Source organism: Spongiactinospora rosea (genome assembly GCF_003315795.1).
Classification (GTDB): domain Bacteria; phylum Actinomycetota; class Actinomycetes; order Streptosporangiales; family Streptosporangiaceae; genus Spongiactinospora; species Spongiactinospora rosea.
Genome location: NZ_QMEY01000007.1, coordinates 149,339 through 171,541, shown reverse-complemented (window position 1 = coordinate 171,541; position 22,203 = coordinate 149,339). Strand labels below are relative to the sequence as shown.

22 protein-coding genes are annotated in these 22,203 nt (G+C 70.2%); 7 read left to right on the top strand and 15 right to left on the bottom strand.

All coding sequences use genetic code 11. From position 1 onward, the window contains the following. Nucleotides 1-42: 42 nt before the first annotated feature. The 6 genes from DP939_RS18890 to DP939_RS18865 form a co-directional block, all read right to left on the bottom strand. Nucleotides 43-615, bottom strand: coding sequence for a hypothetical protein (locus DP939_RS18890; RefSeq protein ID WP_199565255.1), 573 nt, complete (start codon nucleotides 613-615; stop codon nucleotides 43-45). Then, nucleotides 612-1,763, bottom strand: a complete 1,152-nt coding sequence (locus DP939_RS18885) for a hypothetical protein (RefSeq protein WP_199565254.1) — start codon at nucleotides 1,761-1,763, stop codon at nucleotides 612-614. Before DP939_RS18885 ends, DP939_RS18890 begins: the two co-directional genes overlap by 4 nt. 26 nt (nucleotides 1,764-1,789) lie before the next feature. Then, on the bottom strand, nucleotides 1,790-2,239 hold the full coding sequence (locus DP939_RS18880) for a hypothetical protein (RefSeq protein WP_147268041.1): 450 nt from the start codon (nucleotides 2,237-2,239) through the stop codon (nucleotides 1,790-1,792). After that, entirely contained in the window at nucleotides 2,236-3,675 is a 1,440-nt protein-coding gene (locus tag DP939_RS18875; RefSeq protein WP_113982037.1) for a hypothetical protein, read from the bottom strand. Before DP939_RS18875 ends, DP939_RS18880 begins: the two co-directional genes overlap by 4 nt. 108 nt (nucleotides 3,676-3,783) lie before the next feature. Further along, nucleotides 3,784-4,437 carry a response regulator gene (locus DP939_RS18870; protein WP_113982036.1) on the bottom strand — a complete coding sequence of 218 codons (654 nt, stop codon included), beginning with the start codon at nucleotides 4,435-4,437 and terminating at the stop codon, nucleotides 3,784-3,786. Further along, nucleotides 4,434-5,639 (bottom strand): sensor histidine kinase, encoded by a 1,206-nt coding sequence (locus DP939_RS18865; protein WP_113982035.1) that lies wholly within the window; start codon nucleotides 5,637-5,639, stop codon nucleotides 4,434-4,436. Before DP939_RS18865 ends, DP939_RS18870 begins: the two co-directional genes overlap by 4 nt. Before the next feature lie 227 nt (nucleotides 5,640-5,866). Between DP939_RS18865 and DP939_RS18860 the strand changes: the two genes are divergently transcribed. Then, on the top strand, nucleotides 5,867-6,703 hold the full coding sequence (locus DP939_RS18860; protein ID WP_113982034.1) for a helix-turn-helix domain-containing protein: 837 nt from the start codon (nucleotides 5,867-5,869) through the stop codon (nucleotides 6,701-6,703). A gap of 207 nt (nucleotides 6,704-6,910) precedes the next feature. Continuing rightward, complete coding sequence (locus tag DP939_RS18855; RefSeq protein WP_113982033.1) at nucleotides 6,911-7,201, top strand: hypothetical protein; 291 nt, start codon at nucleotides 6,911-6,913, stop codon at nucleotides 7,199-7,201. A 14-nt stretch (nucleotides 7,202-7,215) separates the two neighbouring features. On the opposite strand, the gene DP939_RS18850 is transcribed toward DP939_RS18855, so the two are convergent. After that, nucleotides 7,216-7,659: a carboxymuconolactone decarboxylase family protein gene (locus DP939_RS18850; RefSeq protein WP_225878350.1), complete on the bottom strand. Its 444-nt coding sequence runs from the start codon at nucleotides 7,657-7,659 to the stop codon at nucleotides 7,216-7,218. Nucleotides 7,660-7,811: 152 nt separating this feature from the next. Between DP939_RS18850 and DP939_RS18845 the strand changes: the two genes are divergently transcribed. After that, entirely contained in the window at nucleotides 7,812-9,467 is a 1,656-nt protein-coding gene (locus tag DP939_RS18845) for a serine/threonine-protein kinase (protein WP_158578615.1), read from the top strand. Between the two features lie 76 nt (nucleotides 9,468-9,543). Here the strand turns inward: DP939_RS18845 and DP939_RS18840 are convergent, their stop codons facing one another. Genes DP939_RS18840 through DP939_RS18830 form a run of 3 tightly spaced genes read right to left on the bottom strand, consistent with a single transcriptional unit; the run spans nucleotide 9,544 to nucleotide 10,966 of the window. After that, nucleotides 9,544-10,038, bottom strand: a complete 495-nt coding sequence (locus DP939_RS18840) for an SRPBCC family protein (protein WP_113982205.1) — start codon at nucleotides 10,036-10,038, stop codon at nucleotides 9,544-9,546. Further along, nucleotides 10,038-10,628 (bottom strand): TIGR03086 family metal-binding protein, encoded by a 591-nt coding sequence (locus DP939_RS18835; RefSeq protein WP_113982030.1) that lies wholly within the window; start codon nucleotides 10,626-10,628, stop codon nucleotides 10,038-10,040. The genes DP939_RS18840 and DP939_RS18835 overlap by 1 nt, the downstream gene beginning before the upstream one ends. Then, nucleotides 10,625-10,966: an ArsR/SmtB family transcription factor gene (locus DP939_RS18830; protein ID WP_113982029.1), complete on the bottom strand. Its 342-nt coding sequence runs from the start codon at nucleotides 10,964-10,966 to the stop codon at nucleotides 10,625-10,627. Before DP939_RS18830 ends, DP939_RS18835 begins: the two co-directional genes overlap by 4 nt. 114 nt (nucleotides 10,967-11,080) lie before the next feature. Between DP939_RS18830 and DP939_RS18825 the strand changes: the two genes are divergently transcribed. Further along, on the top strand, nucleotides 11,081-11,779 hold the full coding sequence (locus DP939_RS18825) for a hypothetical protein (RefSeq protein WP_113982028.1): 699 nt from the start codon (nucleotides 11,081-11,083) through the stop codon (nucleotides 11,777-11,779). On the opposite strand, the gene DP939_RS18820 is transcribed toward DP939_RS18825, so the two are convergent. Both DP939_RS18820 and DP939_RS18815 read right to left on the bottom strand, forming a co-directional pair. Further along, on the bottom strand, nucleotides 11,737-12,969 hold the full coding sequence (locus tag DP939_RS18820) for an ROK family transcriptional regulator (RefSeq protein WP_113982027.1): 1,233 nt from the start codon (nucleotides 12,967-12,969) through the stop codon (nucleotides 11,737-11,739). The genes DP939_RS18825 and DP939_RS18820 overlap by 43 nt on opposite strands. An 89-nt stretch (nucleotides 12,970-13,058) precedes the next feature. Then, nucleotides 13,059-15,503, bottom strand: a complete 2,445-nt coding sequence (locus tag DP939_RS18815) for an FG-GAP-like repeat-containing protein (protein WP_147268040.1) — start codon at nucleotides 15,501-15,503, stop codon at nucleotides 13,059-13,061. A 259-nt stretch (nucleotides 15,504-15,762) separates the two neighbouring features. On the opposite strand from DP939_RS18815, the gene DP939_RS18810 reads away from it, so the two are divergent. Further along, entirely contained in the window at nucleotides 15,763-16,587 is an 825-nt protein-coding gene (locus DP939_RS18810) for a DUF2332 family protein (protein ID WP_225878349.1), read from the top strand. Nucleotides 16,588-17,348: 761 nt separating this feature from the next. After that, nucleotides 17,349-19,808, top strand: coding sequence for an NPP1 family protein (locus tag DP939_RS18805; protein WP_113982025.1), 2,460 nt, complete (start codon nucleotides 17,349-17,351; stop codon nucleotides 19,806-19,808). A gap of 43 nt (nucleotides 19,809-19,851) precedes the next feature. Here the strand turns inward: DP939_RS18805 and DP939_RS18800 are convergent, their stop codons facing one another. Further along, entirely contained in the window at nucleotides 19,852-20,040 is a 189-nt protein-coding gene (locus DP939_RS18800; protein ID WP_113982024.1) for a DUF397 domain-containing protein, read from the bottom strand. Beyond that, on the bottom strand, nucleotides 20,028-20,831 hold the full coding sequence (locus tag DP939_RS18795) for a helix-turn-helix domain-containing protein (protein ID WP_158578614.1): 804 nt from the start codon (nucleotides 20,829-20,831) through the stop codon (nucleotides 20,028-20,030). Before DP939_RS18795 ends, DP939_RS18800 begins: the two co-directional genes overlap by 13 nt. Before the next feature lie 199 nt (nucleotides 20,832-21,030). Between DP939_RS18795 and DP939_RS18790 the strand changes: the two genes are divergently transcribed. Further along, nucleotides 21,031-21,531 carry an ATP-binding protein gene (locus tag DP939_RS18790; RefSeq protein ID WP_113982022.1) on the top strand — a complete coding sequence of 167 codons (501 nt, stop codon included), beginning with the start codon at nucleotides 21,031-21,033 and terminating at the stop codon, nucleotides 21,529-21,531. Here DP939_RS18790 and DP939_RS18785 read toward each other — a convergent pair. Next, nucleotides 21,515-22,159, bottom strand: a complete 645-nt coding sequence (locus DP939_RS18785) for a TetR/AcrR family transcriptional regulator (RefSeq protein ID WP_113982021.1) — start codon at nucleotides 22,157-22,159, stop codon at nucleotides 21,515-21,517. The two genes, DP939_RS18790 and DP939_RS18785, sit on opposite strands and share 17 nt — an antisense overlap. Nucleotides 22,160-22,203 lie beyond the last annotated feature (44 nt).

Genomic DNA, 22,203 nt, shown 5'->3' with positions numbered 1-22,203 from the left:
GGGGGTGCCGAGGGGCGGGTCAGCGCTGTCCACAGGGGCTGTCTACAGGGGGAGGGCGCCCGCGCGGCCGGGCGTCGCCAGTGCGAGCCGGCCGTTGCGGCGCCAGCCGATCACCAGGAAGGCGACGATTCCGGCCAGGGGCAGCACGCTGACCCCCCAGCTCAGCGGCAGCGGCGGCCCCGGCTGTTCGAGCACGGCGAGGTTGCGCAGCACCCCGGTGGCCGGCCCTTGCGGACCGTCCATCGTGAAGCGCAACGCCCAGTTCCCTTCGGTGTTGAGCGCCAGGATGTCCAGGCCCCACACCTCACGCTTGCGGGGATGCCGGGACAGTTTCCCCGACTCCGCGGTGGCGCCGGTCGGCGCGACCCAGTCGAAGCTGCCCCTCTTACCCGTGATGCCGCCGTCGGGGACGAAGGTGAAGTCCAGCGACCGCATGGCGCGGATCGGCCAGGTGCTGAAGCCGACGGTCACGCCGTACGGGCCGACCTGCACGCGTTCGGTGTGGACGGTCTCCACCGGCTGGTACTCCTCGGCGGCGGCCGGAGGGGCCGCGAGGAAGAACATGAGCCCGGCGGCCAGCGCCGCCATGGCCGTACGGGCGAGCCGGCGCGTCATTTGACCACCGCCAGTGGCCCGGAGGCCCTTCTGAGCAGCGTGCCGACCCGCCACCCGAGGTGACCGGCGAGGAAGCCCGCCACCGCGCCGGCCACGGCCGACGCGAGCAGGTGGGCCACGCCGGGAAACGGCGCGTCCATCGTGATCGCGTCCTGCACGGGGCTCAGCAGCGTGGTCAGGACCCCGCCGAGCGCGCCCACGACGGCGACCGTCCGCCGCGGGGTCCAGCTCGCCCGCCGGGCGAGCAGCAGCGCGCCCTCCATCGCCAGCGCGACCACGATGATGCCCATGGGCATCAGCCCAGGGAGGGTCGGGTCGCCCGTCGCGCCGTCCCGCAGCGGAAGGCCGATGCTCGCGGCGTACGCGCGGGCGGCCCAGGGCGCGAAAAGCCACAGCGCGGCATGGATGACGGTGTGCGCGGCGGCGGTGGCCACGGCCGTGCCGGAGCGGCCCGTGAACGTGGCCGTCGCGACCATCACGGTCACCGCGAGGAAGGCGATGCCGGCGCTGACGGCGTTCACGACGCCGTTGAGGGGGGCGAGGGCGAGCATGGGCACCGCGTTGAACGCGAGCAGCAGCGCCCCTGAGACCACCACGCCGATCCGGCCCCACCGATGTTCGCGGCCCGCCGCGCAGATCATCAGCGAACCGATCATGGAAAGGCTGATCGACAGCAGCAGCCCGATGTGCGGAGGGGACTCCAGCACGGCGTCGAAGCCGTACAGGCCGTGCCACCACAGGTCCCAGAGCCCGTACACCAGGAACGACGCGGAACCGAGGCCGGTCACCAGGTAGCCGAGCGGCGCGGAGAACCGGCCGCCGAGCACCGCGACGGACCTGCCGCCGACGGCGGGGTCGGCGCTCCGGCCGACACGCGCCGCGAACGTGTTGGCCAGCACCATGAACAGGCTGGTCAGCCCGGCCATCGCGGGGCCGGAGTAGAGGATCAGGTGGGGCAGCGTGAAGAAGGTGTCGGGGCCGACCTCGCTGTGCCACTGGGTGTCGAAGGTGAGGCCGACCAGCGAGATCATCGCCCCGGCGAGCACGGCGACGGCGGCGGGCGCGCCCCTGGTGAGCGCGTGTCCCTTCGCCGGTGGCGCGAGGGGCCCGGCTCGGCGCTGCCGGGTGCCCGGTACGGAAATGTCCATGTGTTTCTCCTTGAGAGTCGGGTTGTCTAGCCGGTGACCAGCACCGGCAGGACGACTGGGTCTTCGGTCCCTTGGGCGTCGATCGTGACGGCGAGCTGCCATGGACCGGCCATCGGCAGCACGACGCCGGGCAGGCGGAACCGGCCCGCTCCCGCCGGGCTGGCGGTCAGCGGCGGGATCGCGTGCCCCATCTGCGTCATCACCGGCTCGACGCGGACGCCATCGACCTCGGCGGGGCCGCCCTTCACGCCGGTGACCTCGATGACCCACGTGCTGGGCCGCGCCGCCCTGGCCGGGGACATGGTCAGCCGTACGGCGTGCCGCGCGGTCGCCGCGGTGAACGTCTGGTCGCCGGCGGGCGCTGAGGGCCGCAGCAGCCAGAAGATCCCGGCCAGGAGCACCGCCACGCCCGCGCACGTGGCGACCAGAGCTCCCCGGCGTCGCGATCCCTTCGGTGGCGCCTGGATCGCCGTCATCGTCGCTCGCTTTCCCGCGCCGGGACGTCCAGCACGAACGGAATGGTCATCACCGAGTAGTCGCGCTCGGCCTGGATCCACAGCCGGTAGCGGCCCGGCGCGGTGAAGGTGTGGGTGAAGGCGAGGCCGGGCCCGAACGCGGCCACGGTCTCGTCCGGGGGGCTCTGCGCGGCGTTGCTCATGATCGGCATCGCGTGCCCGTGCGCCCAGGTCGAGGCCGACAGCGCCGCCGCGCCGACCTCGCCGTCCCGGTCGTCGAACGGGCCGACCATGATCAGGTGGCCGACCATGCCCAGCCACGGCTGGAGATCGGCTTTGTCGCCGATCCTGGCCGAGATCGTCATCGCCGCGCCGGACGGCGTCGCGCTCAGCCGTACCCGGGTGCCGTCCACCGTCCTGGTGCCCAGCCCTTCCGGCGCGGGCGCGGTGGCTCTCTCGCCGCCGACCTGGAGGGCGACGGGGGCGCGGGCCAGTTGCACACCGCCGCCCCGCCGCGCCACCTCCGCGGCCACCGCGTACGCCCCGCCCCCCTCGGGGACGAAGGTGGCCCGGTAGTCACCGGGCGCGACGCGGATGGGGTGCAGGTGCCAGAGCCGGCCCGTCGGGCCGACGATCATCAGATGGACGAGCGCGTCGTGATGGATGAGGAAGTCGTCCACGAGCCGGCCCGTCGAGGCGTCGGTCAGCCGCAGGCGCAGTTCGGTGGCCCGGCCCGCCGTGGCGGAGGGCGCTTCGACGGCCAAATTCACCGGCGGGCGTGAGTAGTCGGCCAGCGGCGGGTTCGCCGCCGCCAGCGGGTCGGTGACGTTCTCGATCGTCGGGTCGAGCCGGCTGCCCGGGGGGTCGGGCGGGGGGATGCTCGACGACAGCAACGCCGCGGTGACGGCCACGGCGAGCCCGGCCACCACGCCGGTGCAGGACACGAGCGCCGGCCAGAGCCGCCGCACCCGCACCGCGAGGAGCAGCGCGGCGAACAGGAAGACCCCCGCGGCGGTGAACCCGCCGTAGCTCGCCTGCTCCCAGCGGGCGAGCACCCGGGCGGGCACGACGAAGGGGATGCGCGCGGTGAGCCGGCCGTCGCCGACCGCCAGTTCCCATGGACCCGGCCTGTCCACCGTCAGCATGGACCCGTACAGGCCAGGTGCCGCGCCGAGGGACAGGCGCGCGCGGCTGGTGGCCGCTCCCGTTCCCGCGGGCGTCAGTTCGAGGTCGAGGACCCCTGGAGGCGTGCCCCGGTGGGTGACGACCTCGACCCGCACCGGGCCGGGAATCTCCTCCACCCGGCGGATCACCACCGTGATCTCCCGGTCGCCGAGGGACTGCGCGACCATGACGTCGCTGCCGACCGGGCCGGAGTCGGCGTACGCCGTCGCGGGCAGAGCGACCGGCAGGACGAGGATCGCGAAGAGGGCGGAGAGGAGGACTTTGATGTTCATCTCGCCGCAAAGCTACGAGGCGTACCGGGTCCACGTCGTCACATGACGGAGGGACGAAACACCCCCCGGACGAGGGATCGGCCCCCTAGGGGGGCCCGTTCGCGCAGGTCAGCGATCGACGAGCCGGTGCCGGTGCGCGTAGGCCACCGCGTGCACCCGGTCGCGCAGGCCGAGTTTGGCCAGGATGCGCGATACGTGCGTCTTGACCGTCTCCTCGCCGACGCGCAGCACCCTGGCGATCTCGGCGTTGCTGCGGGCCTCGGCGACGAGCAGCAGCACCTCGTGCTCGCGCGCGGTGAGCCGGTCGAGCCCGGGGGCGGGCACGGGCGGCTCCAGGTGGTCGGCGAATTTCTCGATGAGCCGCCGGGTGACCGACGGGTCGATCAGCGCGTCGCCGCGCGCCGCCACCCGGATCGCCGCGATCAGCTCCTCGGCGGGCAGGCTCTTCAGCAGGAAGCCGCTCGCGCCCGCGCGGATCGCCTGGTAGACGTAGGCGTCCAGGTCGTAGGTGGTGAGCACGAGCACCTTCGTGGCGTTGCCGGGCGCGGCCATGACCGCCTCGGTCGCGGCGAGCCCGTCGAGCCTCGGCATCCGGACGTCCATCACCGCCACGTCTGGCCGCAGCCGCTGGACCTCGGCCACCGCCGCCGCGCCGTCGGCGACCTCCGCCACGCACTCCAGATCGGGCTGGGTGTCCAGGACGGCGCGTATGCCGGAGCGGAACATCGAGTGGTCATCCGCCAGCAGAACCTTGATCGTCATGCCTCCTCCACCGGGAAGTCCGCCTCCAGCCGCCAGGAGCGCCGGTCGTCGGCCGGCCCGTAGCGCAACGTCCCGCCGAGCAGGCTGACCCGGTGCAGGACCCCGGCCAGGCCGCGGCGTGGCCGGTCTTCGCTCTCGCGCGGCCCGGCCTGTACCGGTGTGCCGTTGGTCACGGTCAGTGTGATGCCGCCTTCCCGGTAGATCAGCTCCACCTCTGCCGCGCCGCCGTCGCCGTACCGGATGGCGTTGGTGAGCGCCTCCTGGAGGGTCCGGTACACCGCGACGTCCACCGAGCCCGGCAGTTCCCTGCTCTGCCCGCGGGTCGTCAGCCGCACGAGGGTGCCCGCCCGGCGGAGGCCGTCGAGCAGTTCGTCCAGGGAATCGAGGCCCGGCTGCCGCTCGGCGGAGCGGGCTGTTTCGCCGTGCAGCACGGCCAGCAGCCTGCGCAGGTCGAGCATGGCGGCGCGGCTGGCGGCCTCCACCGCCGCGAGCGACTTCCTGGCGGCGTGGTCGTCATCCGTCAGGCCCAGCCGGGCAGCGCCCGCGTGCATGCCGATCGTGCTGACGTGGTGGGAGATCACGTCGTGCAGGTCGCGGGCGATGGTGCTGCGCTCGGCCGCGATCGCGCGCTGCACGGTCGCGGCCTTGTCCCGCCGCAGCCGGTCGGCGTGCTGTTCCAGCTCCACGATGTACGTACGGCGGGCCATCGTGACGCGCCCGACCAGCCAGGGCAGCAGGCAGCTGGTGACCGTGACCACGGCGCGCTCCCGCCAGTCACCCGTGGCCGCGACCATCTGGCTCACCATCAGCCCCAGCATGAGACCGCCGAGCGTCTGGAACGCGGCCCAGGACCGCAGCCACGCCCCGGCGAGGAATGCCGCCACGACCAGGCCGGCGTTGTTGGCCTCGGTCGGGTCGGAGCCGTGCGGCAGCAGGATCGGTGTGAGCGCGGCCATCACGGCGTGCGCCAGCGCGATCTCCCTGGTCCAGCGCACGGGCAGGGCCAGCAGCAGGTCGGCGGCGACCGTGCCGGCCAGCAGGAGCCAGTATCCGGTGCCACCGGGCTGCCGGGTGATCAGGTATCGGCCTGTGTCGGCCGTCACGCACAGCAGCACGACGGTGAAGGACTGCCAGGTCACGGCGGCGCGGGGGCCGGAAAGCGCGGTGCCGCCGTAGGCGCGGCGCCCTGAGCCGTCGAACACTCATGCCTCCCGAGCGTGGGCCTCCACACCCTAGTAGCAAGCACCCGGGCCATCAGGCATGGGGGGCCGCGGTCGGCGCTCACATCACCGGGTCCTCCGAGAATGCCACACCTTGACGCGGGGCCCTCGGCCCAACATGATCGACCTGCCTCCCATTCGCGAACGGCAGGAAGACCTCGGAGCATGATGCTGCGGTTCCGCTGCGGTACCCGGTAGAGCCGTTCGTCGTGGCTCACGTACAGGAGGCGCGTACGGCCATCGGGCGGCGGCTCCGCGAGCTCCGGCAGGACGCCGGGCTGACCGGCACCGCGCTCGCCGAAGTGCTCGGGTGGCCGCAGTCCAAGGTCAGCAAGATCGAGAACGGGCGGCAGACGCCGACCCGGGCCGACATCGTGGCCTGGACGCGGGCGGCCGGTGAGGAGAAGGCGGCCGGGCCGATCCTGGCGCGGCTGGAAGTGCTGGAGACCATGTACGCCGAGTGGCGGCGGCGGCTCGGCACCGGCACCTCGGCGCGGCAGCGGGCCAGCATCGCGCTGGAGGCCGCCGCCACGCACATCCGGGCCTTCGAGACCACCATCATCCCCGGCCTGCTCCAGACCCCGGACTACGCGCGTCACCTGCTCGCGCAGTCCGTCGCGCGGCACGGCCTTCCCGACGACGTGGACGAGGGCGTACGCACGCGCATGCAGCGCCAGGAGATCCTTTATCGGCCGGGCAAGCGCTTGCATTTCGTGATGACGGAGGCCGTGCTGCACTATCGGCTGTGCCCGGCGGAGACGATGGCCGGGCAACTCGACCGGCTGATGGCGCTGTGCGCGATGAGCACGATCCGCGTCGGCGTCATCGGTTTCGAGGTGGAACTGAGCGAGTCGCCCAAGCACGGGTTCTGGGTTTTCGACGACCGGCGGGTGCTGATCGAGACGGTCGGCGCGGAACTGACCCTCACCCAGCCTCAGGAGATAACGCTGTACGGCCAGGTGTTCGACCAGTTGGCGGCCCATGCGAGCTACGGGCCCGAGGCGCGGCGGCTCGTCGCCGGGGCGCTGGACGCCCTGCTCGGCTGATTCCTCCGGCATTCTCGGGGGTCGTCATCGTGAGAATAATTTCGAATATGCGAGAATAATTGTTGCCGTGGATTAACGCCGGAACCTACCGTCCCGAGTGTGCGTAACGACAGGTCCACCACGGGGGCATGCGCGAGCCCGTACGCCAGGCACGCCCCCTCGGTATTCGCCGGGAGACACCCCGCACGACCCGTTTCAGGAGAACTCGTGGATGACATGACCGCCCGGGACCGTGCTCATCTGAAGGCACTCCGGAGCACCTTTTCCGACTGGCGCATCGAAATCGTCGACGGCCGCTGGCAGGCCGCCCGCCGTACCCCGCCGACCCCACGGCACCAAGAACAAGGCGTCGCCGCCGTGCTGACCTGTGAGGGCCCGCTCGACCTGGCCGCCGCGCTGACCGGCCAGGTCGCGCGCACGGCCGCGGCACGGTCACCGGACATCCGGCTGCCGTGCGCGACCGCGTGCCTGGAAGACCCCCCGCCCACGGCCAACTAGGCGGGCGGCCTTCGTCACCCCCAGGTGCCCGCGACCTGCTTCGTGGTGACGTTCAGGCGGTTGAACAGATTGGTGACCGCGATCATCATCGTTATGGACGCGATCTGCTTTTCGTCGTAGTGCTCGGCCATGGCGTCCCAGATCTCGTCCGGCACGGGATCGGCCTGGTCGCTCAGCCGCGTCGCGGCCTCGGCCAGCGCCAATGCGGCGCGTTCTGCGTCGGTGAAGAACGGCGCCTCCCGCCACGCCGCGACGGCCCACAGTCGTTCGTCGGACTCGCCCGCCCGCTTGGCGTCGCGCGCGCCCAGGTGAACGCAGAAGCCGCAGCCATTGATCTGGCTGGCGCGCAGATGAACGAGTTCCAGGGTGCGCTCGGGCACCCCGCCCCTCTTGGTGCTCTTGAGCAGGTCCTGAATGGCGGTCAGGGCGCCGGGGAGAAGCCTCGCGGGGCTTTCCATACGTGGCCGCATCGGTGATCTGCCTTTCGCGTCGCCGGTCGCTTTCCCCCCGATGACGGAAGGCGTGGCGAGAGTGTGACGACCTCCCCGGAGAAATCTTCGGACGGGCGTTGTATCGTGCCAATCCAGCGCTCCCCGCGGAAGGACTGACGGTGCGGCTACGTCCTCTTCGTTCGAACGACCCGCGCGAGGTGGCCGGGTACGCGCTGCAGGGGCTGATCGGCGAGGGCGGGCAGGGCGCGGTGTTCCTGGGCGTCTCGCCGTCCGGCGAGCGGGCGGCGGTCAAGCTGCTGCACGCGAGCCTCACCGACGACCACGACGCCAGACGCTACTTCGTGCGCGAGCTGACCGCCCTGCAACGCGTCGCGCCGTTCTGCACGGCCAGGGTGCTGGCGGCGGACCCGATGGCCGACCCGCCGTACGTGGTCAGCGAGTACGTGGACGGGCCCTCCCTGCAGCAGGTGATCCGTGAGCAGGGGCCGCTGACCGGGTACGCGCTCGACCGGCTGGCCGTGGCGACCGTGACGGCGCTGGGCGCGGTGCACGCGGCCGGGGTCGTCCACCGCGACTTCAAGCCGGCCAACGTACTGCTCGCCGCGGACGGCCCGCGCGTGATCGACTTCGGTATCGCCCGGCCGCTGGAGGCGACCGCGGCCACGGTCAGCCGGGTGGTGGGCACGCCCGCGTACATGGCGCCTGAGCAGTTGGCCGGGCACGCGGCGGGGCCGCCGATGGACATGTTCGCGTGGGCGTGCACGATCGCGTACGCGGCCACCGGACGCCCGCCGTTCGGCGTCGAGCCGCTGCCCGCCGTGATCAACCGCATCCTGCACGCCGAGCCCGACATCGGGCCCCTGGAAGGCAGGCTGCGCGACTTCGTGCTGGCCTCCCTGGCCAAGGACCCGGGCCTGCGCCCGACGGCCCGCCAGGTGCTGCTCGGCCTGATGGAGGACGGCCGCAGCGGCCCGTCCCAGCCGGTACCACCCCCGCCCCCGGTCTCGGCCCGCCCGCTCCTCAACGGCCCGCCGCCGCCCCGGGTGAGCGGCGTCACGGACCCGACGCCTCCGCCCTACCCGGCAGGCCGGACGGCCCCTTCGCGCCTGTCGCACATAGGCCCGCCGGGCAGGCCGGCCCGCCGCCGGACCACCGCGATCACCAGCGTGGCCGTGGCCGTCATCGCGGCGGCGGCGACCGCGACGGCCGCGCTGCTCATCCACCGCCCGGACACGGCCGTGACGACCACCTCGACCTCGGCGCCCACGGCATCGCCCACGGCGACCGTCCCCCCGGTCGCCGTGGTCGCCAAATCGCCCCGGCTCGGCGTGGAGTTCTGGCAGGACGGCGCGCCCGTGGCGATGTCGATGACCGACGACGAACGCCCGCTCACCGCGGTCGCCCTGCGCCCCGGACCCGTCGAAATGCGTTTCCCCACGCTCACCGGCGAACGCGCCTTACAGGTCTGCGCGTGGATCGACAACACGGTCACCCCGATCCGCGGCGGCGGCAAGGTCGCGGATCACCCGTGCTTCAGACCGGGCACCGGAGTCGCGGACTTCGAGTACGGCTCCGCCACCCTCTACCTCAACCGCGAGGGCCACAACTACCTGGCCGGCACCCGGGTCGCCCACCAGAGCGACGACCAGGACAAGGTGCTCTTCTCCCGGATCCACCGGGACGGCGCCGACACCCCGCTCGCCCAGTTCAGCGGGACCCTGTACCTGACCGCGTTCACCGATCTCGACGGCGACGGCGTATTCAGGAGGTCGAGCCCCGCCGAATACGAGTACTTCACCCTGACCTTCTCATGAGCGCCGGCGGCAGATCCGCGGCGACGCGGGGCCACTGGCCCACCTGTCCGGAGAGGAGCCGGCCGCGCTGCGCTCCTCACTGCGTGCCGCGCTCCAGCCCACCGAGTAGAACCGCCAGAACGCCGTCCAGGCGGACGTAGCCCTCCTCCATCCCCCTCGCCATCGGCGTGGCCAGCGCCTGATCGCGCACCCTCCGCGACTCGTACAGTATGGTGCTGGTCAGCGTGGTACGCCCGCCGGTCTCGGTGAAGTCATGGCTGACCAAGCACTCCCCGTGGTACCAGTGATCGTCGTACGACTCGGTGTAGACCAGCCGCGCCACCGGCTCGATCTCCCGGTAGACGCCCTCGGACGCCATCCCCGCGCCGTCCGGCCCGCGCCAGACGAACCGCCAGGCCCCGCCGATCCGCAGATCGACCTCCGTCACCACCAGGTCCCACCCGTGCGCGCCGTACCAGCGGCGCAGCAGCACGGGTTCGGTCCAGGCGGCGAAGACCAGCTCGGGCGGCGCGGCGAACTCGCGGGTCACCACCACCGCGCGGTCGCTCGGGGTGTGGACCGTGACGGGCATCAGCGCCACGCCGGATCGCGGCCGATCATGCCGAGCAGCCGGTCCTGCACGGGGGCGTCGGCCGGGACCTTCACCTCGGGGCCGAACACCACGACGCCCGGCCCGAACGCGCCCGGCGTGCGGAACTGCTCCAGCAACTCGGCGGGCAGCGAACTCGTGCCCGCCCACAGCCGCTCGACGTCCACGGGGTCGATCGTGTCGTCCTGGCCGGTGGCGCGGGCGAGGTCCCATCCGTGCAGCGGCAGGTCGTCGCTGACCACGCGGTCGACGTGGTCCTCGGCCGACACCCGTCCGGCCGGGGTGTCGCACTTCGCCGCGGCCACCGCCGGGTCGTCGAGGATCGCCTCGACGTCGGCGCGGGCCGCGCGGAAGGCCGCCGCCGGGTCCGTGTCGACGCCGGGGGCGGGGCTCAGCGTACGGCCGAGCGGGGCCAGCATCACCGCGTGCATGTCGATGATGTGGCGGACCACGTCACGGGCGTCCCAGTCGGCGCAGGGCGACGGGTCGGCCCACTGCTCCGGCCGTACGCCGTCGATCGTGCGCGCGAAGGCGTCGGCCCGCCGCCGGTAGCGATCGGCGATCTCGGTCATCGTTCATCCCCTCCGGAGGACTGCAAGTCGTTCAGCAATGAGTCCAGTCCCTGGTACCGGACCTCCCAGAACTCCCGGTAGGCGGCCAGCCAGTCGGTCGCGGCCTTGAGCGCGGCCGGTTCCAGGCGGCACGGCCGGCGCTGGGCGTCCCGGCCCCGGGAGACGAGGCCGGCGCGTTCGAGCACCTTCAGGTGCTTGGAGATGGCCGGCTGGCTCATCGCGAAGGGGGCGGCCAGTTCGGTCACGGTGGCCTCACCCGACCGCAGCCGGGCCAGGATCGCCCGCCGGGTCGGGTCGGCGAGCGCGGCGAAGGTGGCGTCGAGCGCGTCAGGATTCATTCATCGCCTCTTAGTTAAATAACCACTTAGTTTTATACATGTCGGCAGACCCTGAGGCAAGCCCACCGTGACTTCCGTTGACGGATGCCTGCATCGCTTGAGAACGTGCCAAATGTGGGCAAAGGCTCTGGCTGGGGGTGGCGGATCGGGGCCGTCGCGGTGGTCTGGTCGGCGAGCTTCCTCGTACTGGGGAGCATGATCGACCACCACCGCCTGCTGGGCGCGCCGGACTGCGGCACCGAGGACTCCGCGCAGGAGTGCCTGCGGCCCGCCGACGCGCTGGTCAGCGGGAAACAGATCGATGAGACCAGCCAGAACGGGACGATCCTCCGATTACAGGTGCGGGTGGGCGAGGAGTCCGCCGAGTTCCACCCGCCCCCGGAGGTGTTCGACCTGCTGGACGCGGGCGACACCGTGCAGGCCCGGCTGTGGCGCGGCGAGCCCGCCTTCCTGATCGTGGACGGCCGCCAGGTGGGCATGGGCGACGAGGTGCGGGCGATCTCGCTGCTGGGGTTCATGCTGGTGATGGCCGGGGTCTTCCTGACGGTCCGCCTGGTCGCGCGGGCCGTGCGAAGGCGGCGATACCGGGCGCAGGACGTCTTCGGGGTGTTCCTGGCGGGGTGGTTCGTGCTGGCCGTACCGGCGGTGTGGGGGATGAGCGTGACGCCCGACCCGCTGCCGGTGCTGGTGACCCTGGCGGCGGGAGTGCCGCTGCACGTCGTGGCGTACGTCGCGGTCCTGTACGACCGGACGGCCGCACGCCGGGAGGATCAGGGCGTGCCCTCCGCGAGCCGGGGCCGCCCGGCCGCCTGATCGCCCTCGGCCTCGCCGCCTTCGCCGAAGAAGACCCGGTCGCGGGCCTGCCCGATGCCGATCAGCAGCGCCCCGCGCACCACCGGCCCGCCCGGTACGCCGGAGGCCACCACGCGCGGCCTGCCCAGGCACATGCCCGCGACCGCGCGTTCGACCCGCTCGGCGAGCGCCGGGCCGCCCGTCGAGCCGACGTCGCTGCCCAGCACCACCAGCTCCGGATCGAGGACCGTGCAGATCGAGGCGACGCCCAGCGCGATCCGCCGGGCCAGCTCGTCCAGGAAGGGCTCCCCGGCCGGGCTCGCGACCGCCGCCGCCACGCTGTCCCGGACGTGATCGGCCCGCAGCCCGTGCTCGCCGGCGAGTTCCTGAACGGCCTGCCAGCCCACCAGGGTCTGGAACGCGGCCCCGACCCCGCCCCGGGCCCGATCCACCACACCGTCACTGACCGGCGCCCCCGGGACGGGCATCCAGCCCAGCTCGCCCGCCGTACCGGTCGCGCCGCGCAGGAGCTGATCGCCCACCATGACGGCCCCGCCCGGCCCGCGCCCGATCCACACCAGCACGAAACCGCGCACGTCACGGGCGGCCCCGAGGGCGCGCTCGGCGACGGCGGCGAGGTTGACGTCATTGTCGATGGAGACGGGCACGCCGAGCCGCAGCCGCAGCCGGTGCAGTACGCCGGGCTCCCAGGCGGGCAGGTCGTAGCAGAACCCGACGTCGCCGGTCGCCGGGTCGATGACGGCGGAGACGCCGATCACGCAGGCGCGTACCTGCGACAACGCGATCCCCGCCGTGGTGGTGAGGCGTCCGGCCAGGTCGTGCACCGCCCTGACCGGGTCGTCGGCGGCGTCGGTCGGCACGGTGACCTCGGCAAGTGTCCTGCCGGTGATGTCGGCCAGGATGGCCCAGGTCGTCTCCAGGTCCACGGCGAGGCCGATCACGTACCCGCTCGCCGGGTTGAGCCCGTGCAGCGCCGCGTTGGGGCCGCGCCCGCCCGCCTGCACGCCGGTCTGGACGATCACGCCGCGCTCGGCCAGCCGGGCCAGCACGTGGTTGATCGTCACCTTGGACAACCCGGTGGCCTCGCTGATCTGCGCGCGGGTCAGCACGCCGGACGACCCCAGCAGCTCCAGCACGGCGCGGTCGTTCAGCTCCCGCAACAGACGCGGGCGCCCGGGGTTCGCGTTCATGTGCTCATCCTGGCGCGGACCAGGACGCCGCGCGACCCGTACGGCGTGCCGCCCGGGAGTACGGGCGGCACGCCTTCTCAAAGGGGTCGTTACGGGTGGAATGTTTTGAAGTAGGACGGTGGGAGCCTGTTGAGCCAGAGGTGGGTGACGCCGGTCCAGCCGATCCGCAGGAAGTCGTCCTTACCGTCGCCGTCCATGTCGGCGAGCTGGATGTCCTTGGGCGGCAGGCCCGGGTCGGCGGTGATCCGGCCGATGTCGCGGTAGGTGCCGCCGCCGCCCTTGACCCCCTCGTTGATCCAGGCCCGAGCGCCGCCCGAGGGGGTGATCAGCAGGCGGTCGGCCCGATCGTCGCCGTTGATGTCGGCGTACCTGATCTCCCGGGGGAACTTCAGCGCGTTGGCGATCTTCACCGGGTCGGCCCAGTCCAGCCAGTAACGCGTCGGCCGCTGGAACTGGAAGCCCCTGTTGTACCAGGCGGTGGTGGTGCCGTCCGGCTCGATCAGCAGGTAGTCGTCGCGCCCGCCGCCGGTGATGTCCGCGAAACGGATCCGGGTGGGCGGGACGATCTTGACTGGACCGTCCTTCGCGTGGACTCCCGCGATGCCGTCGTACTTCTGCTTGCACATCCGCTGACCGGACGGGGCGTCCGCCTTCCAGGTGTAGGCGTCGATGTTCCCGTTCAGGTGCACCACCGCGCAGTCGGGGAAGCCGTCGCCGTCCAGGTCGGCGAAACGCAGCATGTTGCCGACCGAACCGCCGGGCGGCCGGTAGGAGTTGTTGCCCTCGACGAAGGGCATCCAGCCCTCCCCGGAGGGGCCGCTGTTCCACCAGAACCGGAAGGTCTGGTCCGGGTACACCGTCACGAACTCGGCCTTGCGGTCCTTGTTGATGTCCACCACCCAGAACCGGTTGGTGGAGGGGTACTCCGTCCAATTGATGACCCCCGCGTCATCCCAGCCCTCGCCCAGCTTGTTCGGTGCCGGCCCCGGCACCGGCTTGCCCCGGCCGTCGTCGCGGAGGCCGCACGGGTTGGACCATTCGTCGCTGGCCTGCGGATTCGGCGTGTAGACCCACCCCCGACTCATGGCCGTGCCCGCGGCCTGGACGAACGCTGCGGCGATCTTGTCGTAGCCCTGGTCGTTGGCGTGGACGCCGTCCCACCCGACGTCGCCGTCCTGGAGCCCGGAGATGTCGGCGTAGACCACCCGCAGGCCACTGCCGACCAGCCGGTTCACCATCGCCGGTATCTGCGCGGTGAACGCGTTGCCCCGCGCGCGCCTGGCGGCGTCGCGGAACGGCTGCGTCCCGGCCACCAGCACGGTCACGCCGGGGGCGTCCGCGCTGACCTGCCTGATGAGCCTCTCCAGCCGGTCGATCGCGCCGTCCGTCGCGTTCTGGATGACGTCGTTGCCACCGGCCATGAGAGTGATGAGGTTCGGCTGGTAGGTCTTGACCGCGCATTTCGCCTTGTCCGCGATCAGGTCGATGGTGTAGCCGCCCCAACCTTCGATCTCCCGGTCGGCCATCGTGCCCACCTGGACACTGCCCACCCAGTCCACCAGCGGGGTGTCGTCTTTGGCGCCCGTGACCTGCGCGCCCGAGGCGCCGGACAGGCGGCGCTGGCTGATCAGCCGCTGGAAGCCCTGGTCGGCGGAGTCGCGGTAGCCGTTGCCGTCCGAGCTGCCCTCACCGTACGTGGAGGACGATCCCAGACCCATGGGGCGAAGGGTCCGGGCCACTTCCCATCCCCTGCTCCTGGCCAGTTCGATCAGCCTGTCCACCATGGAGTTCGTCATGTTCTGGAGGAAATCGGCCGCGTCCTTCCACCAGCCCCTGATGGCATCAGAGATCTTCACGAAGAGGGGCCGTGCCTGGGTCTTCGCCCACCCGCCGAGCCCCGCTTCCCAGCCGACCGCACCCGCGGCGGCGAGGATCCCGACGGCGAACGCCTCGCCCCAGGCCTTCGGGTCCCCGAGTCTGTGGTCGATGACCATGAGGATGAACTTCGCGACGAACGCGCCGAGGAACGCCCCGACACCCGCGCAGACCGGCCCGGCGAGCGGGGCGCCCACCTCGAAGAAGGCGTAACAAGAGGTGCGGGCGAGGAGCATCACCAGGATGCCCGTCGCGGTCGCGAGAAACTGCTGCCAGAAGCTGGCATTCGGGGTGACGTACTCCGTCGGCACGCGCAGCGAAATACCGGTGGGCTCCGCGACCAGCTCGCCGTCGAAGTCGATCCATTGGGCAGGCGGGTCGCCGGGAAGCTGCTCCTCCCACCTGTTGAATTCGTCTTTGAACGCGTCACTGAGCCGGTCGTTCCTGGCCTGGAATTCCTCGATGAACCTGTTGGTCTGCTCAATGTCGATGTCGTCGACTTCGAGAAAGACGATCGTCTTTTCGGAGGTGGTCGTCACCTTGACGTCGTCTCCGACCCCGGCGGCGGCGAGCGCCTGGGTCATGGACTTCGTCAGCGGTGGACGCGGCTGCGCGTTCGCCTGCGCGGGCAGGCTCGCGAGGGCCACCGCGATGACCATGAAAATCGCGATGGCACGCGTACTCGAACGCCAGAGCCTCATCTGTGCCCGTTTCTTATGATCATGCTGACCTCGCTGTCGTGCCGAATGACCGGATCAGCGTGATCATGATGCGGCCTGGTGATCAGCAGTATGGGCGGAGTGGTCAGGATGGGGTCGAAGAAGTGAACGTTTTATTACGCACTCGGCGGCCGGTGTGCGCCCCGGCCGGCCGGGTGAAAGCACGATGCCGCCAAAGCGCGGAAAGGGTCGGCCTGCGATGACTGCGGAGATGTACGCCGAGTTCGCCGTCCGGGAGGCGCGCGGAGTGTCGCCGGTTTATGAACGGCTGGCGTCCGCCGTGTCTCGCAACGAGGGTCTTCTGGAACTGCTGGCCGGGCTTCCGGCGGCCAAACGGCAGCCGAACCTGTTGTTCGGGGTGGTCCGGCTGCTGGGCGGGCCGGTGGAGGATGCGGTGGCCTTCCACGACTTCGTGGTGGCGAACTGGCCCGAGATCGAGGCGGAGATCCGGGTCCGCATCACGCAGACCAACGAGGCGGGGCGCTGCGCCGTACTGCTCCCGCTGCTCGCCGCGCTGCCGCAACCGCTCGCGCTGCTGGAGGTCGGCGCGTCCGCCGGGCTGTGCCTCTACCCCGACCGGTACGGCTACCGCTACGGCGACCACGCCGTCGGTACCGGCGAACCGGTGCTGACCTGCGCGGCCACCGGCCTCGACCTGCCTGTGGAGCCGCCCCGGGTGGTCTGGCGGGCCGGTCTGGACCTGAACCCGCTGGACGTCACCGAACCGGCCGACATCGGCTGGCTCGACGCCCTCATCTGGCCCGAACACGACCATCGCCGCGCCCGCCTGCGGGCGGCGGCGGCCCTCGCCGCGACCGACCCGCCCCTGCTCGTGCGTGGCGACCTGGTGGACGACCTGCCCGCCCTGGCCGCCCAGGCCCCGGCGGACGCGACGCTGGTGGGTGTTCCACACCTTGGTGCTCCATCTCGTACCGGAGCGGTGGCGGGCGGAGTTCGCGGAGATGGTCACCGGCCTGCCGGGACACTGGATCGCGAACGAGAGCGCGGGCGTACTGCCCTATGACGCGCTGCCTCCGCCACCCGCCGCCGGTTCTCTGCATGTACTGGCCCTGGACGGCCGGCCGATGGCCTGGACCCGGTCACACGGCCAGGAGCTGATCTGGTTCTCCTGAGGTCACCCCGTGCGGTATCCGTCGTAGACATACCCGTTTCGGAAATCGAGGTCGAACCTCCACCATTGATTGCCGGAGGCGCTCACGCATGAACCGTCGATGGCTTGATAACCAGTCCCGAGATAGGCGATGGCCGGGCTTGAACCGCTGTACGAAGAATGTACGGGAGTACGGTTCTCGAACGTCATGTAGGTGATGGAGATTGTGGTGCAGCCCGCAGGAAGGGGGGCGCCGGCCTGGGCGGCCGTGGTAAAGCTGCCTAATAGCAGGGTGGTGGCGGCTAAGACTTTCCAGGTACGTCTCGCTGTTTTCTCCCTGGGTGTTCCCGGTGGCGGATTTTGCGAACAAGATAGCCAGCCTCCATACCCATGGGTATAGCTGAAGGGTGACCTAAGTTGATCTTGTGAAGCGCGCCTTGGTGTGCTGGTCGAGCCATCGGTCACAGACGGTGACGAAGCGTATCCGCTTGGCCACCGATTTCCGCGCCATCGGCCCGAACTGGACAGAAGACGGTCTGTGGATCGGATAGTTGCCGCGCGCATGATCTCCTCTGTCCAACATTTCGAGGGGGAGACCTTTGAGTAGATCAGCGACTGTCGCACGCCCTCGTGCGCGGGGGTTGTGGCAAGCCGCCGCCGCTCTGCTGGTGAGTATGGTGACCAGCGCCGGGATCGTCGTCGCGGCCGGGCCCGCCTGGGCCGAGCCGCCGCCTCCCGAGCTGCCGCAGAATGCGAGTGCGGCCGATCTCAGGTTCCAGCCAGCCATGGATTACGACGGCGACGGGTGCTATCCGTCGGTGGCCATCGGCCGGGACGGAACGCTGAACCCTGGGCTGAAGACCACCGGTGCGATCGATGGCGCCTGCCACGATGAGTCGGACCTGGAGAACAGCAACATGTACGCGCGTTCCCGCTGCAACTCCAGCGGGTGGTGCGCCCATATGTACGGGCTGTACTTCCAGAAGGACCAGAGCACAGGGGCCGGTTGCCCCGACTGCGGTCACCGGCACGACATGGAACACATCGTCGTGTGGGTCAAGGACGACAAGGTCCAGTACGTCTCGGCGTCCGCCCACGGGAATTACGACACCAAGCCCGCCGCCGAGGTCGAGTTCCTGGAGCGCGGCACCAATCCCAAGATCGTGTACCACAAGGACGGCCCGAGCACACACGCGTTCCGCTTCGCGAAACCGGCCGAGGAACCGGAGAACCACTGGGGCCGCTGGCATCTTCCGGACCTGGTGAGCTGGGAAGGTTATCCCTCGACCGGATTGCGCGACAAACTCACCGAGCATGACTGGGGCTCGGCCACATTCGCGCTCAAAGATCAGGGCGACACCTTCGCCGGCGACCTCGGAAAGGCGCACAAGGACCTGTCCTTCGACTTCGACACCCGCCGGCACGTCCTGCCGGGCGGGATGCCGGACCCGAACGTGCCCCCCGGCGATGATGACGACGACGGAGGAAAGCCCGCCGCCGCGTTGCGGCCCATGGCGCTCGGCTCCTCCACCTCCTATGGCGAGGGCAGTTCGGACGGGAACGGGTACCGTGACACCGCCGACAAGGGGTTCAACGACCTCGTCGAGCGCAATGCCTCAGGCGGCCCGACTGTCCTGGACACCGACGACGCCACTCCGCTGGTGGACTGGGTCGGTTCCGTCCGGGTGGGAAAGATGGCGGATCGCGAGGTCGAGGGCTGGCCGGGGTACCGCATCAACGAGATCGCCGGAAAGGCGCAGTGCGCGGTCAAGACCTATCAGCCCAATCTCATCACGCTCATCGCGGGCGGGAACGACGTCATCCAGGACTACCAGATGGGCGGGGCGATCGGCCGGCTGGAGAATCTGATCGAGCAGGTCAGCGCCGACGCCCGGGGAGTGACCGTGCTGGTGGGAGGCGTGCAGCCGTTGCGCGACGCCGCCAGGGACGCGCGCGGCAAGGCGTTCACGGCGCAGATTCCGGGCATGGTGGACCGGCTGGCGGGCCGGGGGCTGCATGTCGTGTACGCCGACCTGGGCGGGCTGGTACGGTCCGACGTCGGGCCCGACGGCATCCACCCCACCGACCAGGGCTACGAGAAGATCGGCAAGGCGTTCGTGGCGGCGGCCGGCAAGGCGAACGACAAGAACTGGATCCGGCGGCCGAACCCCCAGGCGCCCGACGCGGGTTCCGATCCCTGCGGGATGAAGGACGACGGCCCGGGCCGGGAGCCGCACCCGCCGAACAGGCTGGGGCCGGGCTGGGACGACCGCGGGGTCATCCAGGCCCAGCAGTTCCCGTCGTCGAGCCGGTTCTGGATGGTGGACATCAACAAGGATCGCAAGGCCGAGTTCGTGACGGTCGATGCGAACCAGGCGATCCGGTTCTGGTGGAACGGCGGGCCCTCCGGGGACAAGTGGACGCCGTTCGTCGAAGGCAAGATCTCCTACGTGCCGCAACCGGGGGCGGTGGGCAACCAGTTGCGCTTCGCCGACATCGATGGCGACGACTTCCCGGACTGCCTGGTGGTGAACCTCAAGGGGGGGATCACGGCCTATACGTGGAAGGGGGAGAATCCGGAGGGTTCGCGGATGTGCATGAAGAAGTACGACGGGGTCGCGCGCGTCTTCGCGGATGGCTCCAAAGGGCGTGAACTGAACATCGACCCGGCCACGAAGATCCGCTTCGCCGACGTCACCGGCGGTGGGCGGGGCGACTACCTGCTGATCAAGCCGGACGGTACGACGACCGCGTCGTACAACCGGGGCTTCCAGGTCAAGGGCGACAAGAAGTGGCTGGACTGGACCCCGCCGCAGAAGATCAGCGGCGCGCTGCAACTGCCCAGGGAGATCAGGTACGCCGACCTCGATGGGGACAAGCGCGCCGACCGGATCTTGATCACGGCGAAGGGCGGCGCACGGGCTTGGATCAATGAGGGGGCGAAGGGTGCAGGAGGGAAGTTCCGCGACATCGGCCGGATCGCGGGCGATGGGGACCTTCCGCCGAAGGACATCCAGTTCGCAGACTTGGATGGGGATGGGAAGGATGACTTCCTGAGAATCGGCTGGACCGGGGTCGCGCACGCCTGGCTGAACAGGCTGCCCGCGAGCTACTTCGACACGTTCCACCCGTAGGGATGAATGATCAAGGTCTCCGGCAGGATGCCGGAGACCTTGATCATTTCAGGCTGTTGAGGAAGGCGGTCCATTCGGCGGGAGCGAAGAGGAGGACGGGGCCGGTGGGGTCCTTGCTGTCCCGGATGGCTATGGTGCCGGGGAGATTGGTGGCGACTTCCACACATTGCCCGTGGATTCCGCTCGCGGTGGCTTTGTGCCAGACCGCCTGACTCAGGTCTAGTTCTTCCATCGCTGTAGCGCTTCCTTGATCAACGATATGGAGTGACTCTGCGGGTGCGCATCCGCCCTTATAGTGTCATATTGGACATGCAGCCGGGAGACCATATCGAAGTCCGACGTGACGTATGCCTCCGTGAAGGATTCGACGGTGGCCACATCGCGGTCGAAGGGGAGGGACGCCAACCCGAAGGCGCAGACCAATCCCGGAGTGCAGCCTGCTGATAGCGGCACGATCTGAATGGTCACGTTTGGGCGCTCTGTCATCTCCAGAAGGTATTCGAGCTGATTCCGTAGGGTTTGTGGGCCACCAACCGGCCGGTTAAGGACCGCCTCGTCGATGAGTGACAGGACGTTGGGCGGCTTCTCCTTCTCCAGGATTGCCTTGCGAGCCAGCCGGTCGGCCACGCACTCCTCAACCCACTTGGAAGTCTTGCCGGGCTCTTGGCGATATATGGCGTATGCGTATTCCGGAATCTGTAGCAGCCCGGTGACCAGCAGGGGGTCCCAGAACTTGAGTGTGGCGGCCTGACGCTCGATGTCCTCGGCCCAGCGCATGTTCCAGGTTCGATGGTCCACGCTGCGGACGATGCGGTGGTAGTGGGTGGTGAAGACGGCCTCTGCGGTGAGTCCGAAGATCTCATCAAGGCGCTCAGCGTAACCGGGGCCTGGCGTCTTGATCGCGCGCTCCCACTGGCTGATGAGGCTCTGGTGGACGCCGAGCCGTGACCCGACCCCATGCTGAGTCCACCCTTTGGCCGCCCTCTGGCGCAGCAGCTCCTTGCCGAAGATCTTGCGTGCCATAAAGGCTGGGTCTGAGGGTATCGCGGACATTTCACTCCTTTGCCACATGACCTCGCATGACTTTCAAGTCGCCGGGCCGTCATAAAGGTCTCCGAGCGTCTGCTCATAACGCTTACCTCAAGTTGCGAGGGGCGGCAATCTGGTTGAGCGTTTTCGGCAAAGAGGGTATCGCGCTACCCGGTGAAAATGGGGCGATTTGATGGCGTTTCAGAGCGAGAGCCTTGCACTGGTCCCCCTCCCCGGCGCTGTTCGGGTGGGCAGGCAATACACGCTGGCGACCCTACGTGGCTGGGGCTACAGGGACGAACGATTCGAGAGCGATGTCGAGCTGGTGGTCTCCGAGCTGCTCACCAACTCCATCCAAGCCCTCGAAGGCACCTACGAACCCCACCACACCACCACACTCCTCAGTAAACAATCCCTCATCCGAATCACCCTCATCAAAACCGACGAAACCCTACACGTAGAAGTCTGGGACCCGGCCCCCAGAATGCCGCGTATTCGCGACCGAGTATCCGCCGATTCCATCACCGGGCGCGGCCTCGAAATAGTGGACGCGCTCGCCGAAAGCGTCGGATGGCGGGCCCCGTACGACGGTCTTCCGCCAGAGGGGAAAGTGGTTTTCGCCATCCTCGCGTTGCCCGATAAGCCGCCCTGCGAAAGCGGTCCTCAGGGCGACCGGTTCACCCGAGTCCCCTGACCAGCAGGTCCAGCCCGTGCGCGAAGTGCCTGGCGTAGTCGGCGCTGGTGAGCGTGGCCGCCGCTGCCGCCAGGTTCGGGTAGCGTCCCGGCTCCAGCGCCGCGTACAGGCCGCCCGCCGCCCCGTCGGCCGCGCTTCCCACGGCCTGCTCCTCCAGCGTGTGCCCCAGTGTGAAATGCACGATCGCCAGCGTCGAGCGGGCCGCCGACTCGGCCGAGCGGCCCGCGCCGCGCAGTACGCCCACCAACGCCTCGGCGTAGGCGAGCGTGTTGGGCCCGGCGGCATGGGTGCCCGCGTAGATGCGCGCCCCGTCGCGGCGGCGCAACAGTGCCGCGCGCAGCCGCCCGGCCAGCTCGATCACCTGCTCCTGCCAGGTGTCCTGGTCGGGCGGCGGGTCCGCGCAGCCCGCCAGCATCTCCTCGGCCATGGCGGTCAGCAGGTCCTGTTTCGTGGCGAAATGCCGGTACAGCGTGCCCACCTGGACGCCGAGCGCCGTGGCCAGCCGGCGCATGGTCAGCGCGTCCAGGCCCTCTTCGTCCACCAGGCGCAACGCGGTCGCGACCGCCTCCGGGGCGGCCATCTTGGCCGGGCGGCCCCGGGAGCGCGTCGGGGTTGACGAGGTTTCCATGCCCGGTGATACTAGTGAATCCCGATTTAGTGAACGATGTTCAT

Bases quoted from the DNA above. Each gene is read 5' to 3' on its own strand.
- DP939_RS18890 (WP_199565255.1), bottom strand. From the start codon at position 615: ATGACGCGCCGGCTCGCCCGTACGGCCATGGCGGCGCTGGCCGCCGGG.
- DP939_RS18810 (WP_225878349.1), top strand. From the start codon at position 15,763: ATGACTGCGGAGATGTACGCCGAGTTCGCCGTCCGGGAGGCGCGCGGA.
- DP939_RS18820 (WP_113982027.1), bottom strand. From the start codon at position 12,969: ATGAACGCGAACCCCGGGCGCCCGCGTCTGTTGCGGGAGCTGAACGAC.
- DP939_RS18795 (WP_158578614.1), bottom strand. From the start codon at position 20,831: ATGGCACGCAAGATCTTCGGCAAGGAGCTGCTGCGCCAGAGGGCGGCC.
- DP939_RS18835 (WP_113982030.1), bottom strand. From the start codon at position 10,628: ATGACCGAGATCGCCGATCGCTACCGGCGGCGGGCCGACGCCTTCGCG.
- DP939_RS18785 (WP_113982021.1), bottom strand. From the start codon at position 22,159: ATGGAAACCTCGTCAACCCCGACGCGCTCCCGGGGCCGCCCGGCCAAG.
- DP939_RS18870 (WP_113982036.1), bottom strand. From the start codon at position 4,437: ATGACGATCAAGGTTCTGCTGGCGGATGACCACTCGATGTTCCGCTCC.
- DP939_RS18885 (WP_199565254.1), bottom strand. From the start codon at position 1,763: ATGGACATTTCCGTACCGGGCACCCGGCAGCGCCGAGCCGGGCCCCTC.
- DP939_RS18790 (WP_113982022.1), top strand. From the start codon at position 21,031: ATGGCGTTTCAGAGCGAGAGCCTTGCACTGGTCCCCCTCCCCGGCGCT.
- DP939_RS18830 (WP_113982029.1), bottom strand. From the start codon at position 10,966: ATGAATCCTGACGCGCTCGACGCCACCTTCGCCGCGCTCGCCGACCCG.
- DP939_RS18800 (WP_113982024.1), bottom strand. From the start codon at position 20,040: ATGGAAGAACTAGACCTGAGTCAGGCGGTCTGGCACAAAGCCACCGCG.
- DP939_RS18875 (WP_113982037.1), bottom strand. From the start codon at position 3,675: ATGAACATCAAAGTCCTCCTCTCCGCCCTCTTCGCGATCCTCGTCCTG.
- DP939_RS18880 (WP_147268041.1), bottom strand. From the start codon at position 2,239: ATGACGGCGATCCAGGCGCCACCGAAGGGATCGCGACGCCGGGGAGCT.
- DP939_RS18815 (WP_147268040.1), bottom strand. From the start codon at position 15,503: ATGGTCATCGCGGTGGCCCTCGCGAGCCTGCCCGCGCAGGCGAACGCG.
- DP939_RS18805 (WP_113982025.1), top strand. From the start codon at position 17,349: ATGGTGACCAGCGCCGGGATCGTCGTCGCGGCCGGGCCCGCCTGGGCC.
- DP939_RS18840 (WP_113982205.1), bottom strand. From the start codon at position 10,038: ATGCCCGTCACGGTCCACACCCCGAGCGACCGCGCGGTGGTGGTGACC.
- DP939_RS18850 (WP_225878350.1), bottom strand. From the start codon at position 7,659: ATGGAAAGCCCCGCGAGGCTTCTCCCCGGCGCCCTGACCGCCATTCAG.